Source organism: Acetatifactor sp., from assembly GCF_982438285.1.
On record NZ_CEWDFQ010000343.1, the window covers coordinates 1 to 3,145 of the forward strand.

Annotated in this window: 3 protein-coding genes; all 3 read left to right on the forward strand. The window is 50.8% G+C overall.

Annotation, left to right across the window (positions count from 1 at the left end):
• Nucleotides 1–7: 7 nt before the first annotated feature.
• A complete protein-coding gene (gap, locus tag AC1WIP_RS13560) occupies nt 8–1,021 on the forward strand; it encodes a type I glyceraldehyde-3-phosphate dehydrogenase (protein WP_318702529.1) in 1,014 nt (337 codons plus the stop codon).
• A gap of 82 nt (nt 1,022–1,103) precedes the next feature.
• Nucleotides 1,104–2,330: a phosphoglycerate kinase gene (locus AC1WIP_RS13565; protein ID WP_481142326.1), complete on the forward strand. Its 1,227-nt coding sequence runs from the start codon at nt 1,104–1,106 to the stop codon at nt 2,328–2,330.
• A gap of 67 nt (nt 2,331–2,397) precedes the next feature.
• Nucleotides 2,398–3,145 (forward strand): triose-phosphate isomerase (gene tpiA / locus AC1WIP_RS13570; protein ID WP_481142327.1); only part of this gene is annotated, 748 nt, incomplete at its 3' end.

Genomic DNA, 3,145 nt, shown 5'->3' on the forward strand with positions numbered 1-3,145 from the left:
AACTAAAATGGCAGTAAGAGTAGCAATTAATGGTTTTGGCCGTATTGGTCGTCTGGCATTCAGACAGATGTTTGATGCGGAGGGATATGAAGTAGTAGCGATCAACGATCTGACAAGCCCTAAGATGCTTGCACATCTGTTGAAGTACGATTCTTCCCAGGGTGTTTACAAATATGCAAGCACCGTAGAGGCAGGCGAGGACTGCATCACCGTTAATGGCAAGACCATCACGATTTATAAAGAGGCTGATGCAAGCAAGCTTCCCTGGGGAGAGCTGAAGGTTGATGTTGTTCTGGAGTGTACAGGCTTCTATACCTCCAAGGAGAAGGCATCCGCACATATCACTGCAGGCGCCCGCAAGGTTGTTATCTCTGCTCCCGCCGGCAATGACCTTCCTACCATCGTATATAACGTAAACCATACCACCTTAAAGCCGGAGGATACCGTGATTTCTGCAGCTTCCTGTACCACAAACTGCCTGGCTCCCATGGCTAAGGCACTGAATGACTGCAGACCCATCATGAGCGGTATCATGACCACTGTTCACGCTTATACCGGCGATCAGATGATTCTGGACGGACCTCAGAGAAAGGGCGATTTGAGAAGAAGCCGTGCAGGCGCATGCAACATCGTTCCCAACTCCACAGGTGCAGCTAAGGCAATCGGCCTTGTTATCCCTGAGCTCAATGGCAAGCTGATCGGCTCCGCACAGCGTGTTCCTACCCCTACAGGCTCCACCACGATTCTGGTGGCAGTTGTAAAGGGCGCTGTAACCAAGGAAGAGATCAATGAGGCTATGAAGGCTGCTGCTACAGAGTCCTTCGCATATAACACCGACGAGATTGTATCCTCCGATATCATCGGAAGCACCTACGGTTCTATCTTTGACGCTACTCAGACCATGGTTGCTCCCATGGAGGACGGTAATACCCAGGTACAGGTTGTTTCCTGGTATGACAATGAGAACAGCTACACCTCTCAGATGGTTCGTACCATCAAGTATTTCAGCGAGCTGAACTAAGCTGTTTTCACAGAAAAATAAGCAAGACCTATCAGGGTCCGGTCTTAAAGGGCCGGACCCTTCATATTTGGAGGTAAAGGAAATGGGCTTAAATAAGAAATCAGTTGACGACATTAATGCAAAGGGAAAAAGAGTGCTTGTGAGATGTGACTTTAACGTTCCCTTAAAGAACGGTGAGATCACCGATGACACCCGTATTGTGGCGGCACTTCCCACCATCCAGAAATTGATTAACGACGGCGGCAAGGTGATTCTCTGCTCGCATCTGGGCAAAGTAAAGAATGGCCCCAACGAAGGGGAGTCCCTGGCGCCTGTTGCAAAAAGACTTTCCGAGAAGCTGGGCAAGGAGGTTGTGTTTGTACCGGATTACAACGTAACCGGCGAGGCTGCAACCAAGGCCGTGGAGGCAATGAAAGAGGGAGATGTGGTTCTTTTGCAGAATACCCGTTTCCGCGGAGCCGAGGAGACCAAGAACGGCGAGCAGTTCAGCAAGGAGCTGGCTGATCTGGCTGATATTTATGTTTGCGACGCATTTGGCTCTTCCCACAGAGCGCATGCTTCTGTTGCAGGCGTGACCAAATTCATCTCCGCAAAGGGCGGCGAGAATGTAGTGGGTTACTTAATGCAGAAGGAGATCAATTTCCTAGGTAATGCGGTTGAAAATCCCGTGAGACCCTTTGTTGCAATTTTAGGCGGCGCAAAGGTGGCTGACAAGCTGAATGTAATCTCCAATCTGCTGGAGAAATGCGATACCCTGATCATCGGCGGAGGCATGGCTTATACCTTCTTAAAGGCACAGGGATATGAGGTGGGCAAATCTCTGGTGGATGATGAGAAGATCGGCTACTGCAAGGAAATGATGGATAAGGCAAAGAAGCTGGGCAAAACCCTGCTGCTTCCGGTTGATACCACCATTGCGGCAGATTTCCCCAACCCCATCGACGGCCCGGTGGAGGTATCCTATGTGGATTCAGACAAGATTCCTTCCGATATGGAGGGCCTTGATATCGGACCTAAGACCTGCCAGCTGTTTGCAGATGCAGTGAAATCTGCAAAGACCGTTGTATGGAACGGACCTATGGGCGTATTTGAGAATCCTACTCTGGCAGCGGGAACCATCGCCGTTGCAAAAGCCCTTGCAGAGACAGACGCAACCACGATCATCGGCGGCGGTGATTCTGCGGCTGCAGTAAATCAGCTGGGATTTGGCGACAAGATGAGCCATATTTCCACCGGCGGCGGCGCTTCCCTGGAATTCTTGGAGGGCAAGGAGCTTCCCGGCGTTGCGGCAGCAGATGACAAAGAGTGAGAAAATGTCTCGAGCAACGCCGTGAGTTGCGGCAGCAGATGATAAGGAGTAAGCGGAGGATAATCAAATGGCAAGAAAAAAGATTATTGCCGGCAACTGGAAGATGAATATGACACCCAGCCAGGCGGTGGAGCTGATCAACACCTTAAAGCCCCTGGTGGTGAATGAGGATGTGGATGTAGTTTTCTGCGTACCGGCCATTGACATTATTCCGGCCATAGAGGCAGCCAAGGGCACCAACATTGTGATTGGCGCGGAGAATATGTATTTTGAGGAGAAGGGAGCCTTTACAGGGGAGATTTCTCCTGAAATGCTCACAGACGCGGGCGTAAAATATGTGATTATCGGCCACTCTGAGAGAAGAGAATATTTCGCAGAAACCGATGAAACTGTAAACAAGAAGGTTTTAAAAGCCTTTGAGCACGGCATAACGCCCATTATCTGCTGTGGTGAGACCCTGACCCAGAGGGAACAGGGGGTTACCATTGACTTTATCCGTCAGCAGATTAAGATTGCGTTTTTAAATGTGACGGCCAGTCAGGCGGCATCAGCCGTGATCGCTTATGAGCCTATCTGGGCTATCGGCACAGGCAAGGTTGCAACTACCGAGCAGGCTCAGGAGGTATGCAAGGCAATCCGCGACTGCATTGCTGAAATTTACGACGCGGAAACGGCGGAGGCAATCCGGATTCAGTACGGCGGTTCCGTATCTGCTTCCAGCGCGCCGGAGCTGTTTGCACAGCCGGACATTGACGGCGGACTGGTGGGCGGCGCGTCCTTGAAGCCGGATTTCGGCAAGATCGTGTGTTATAATA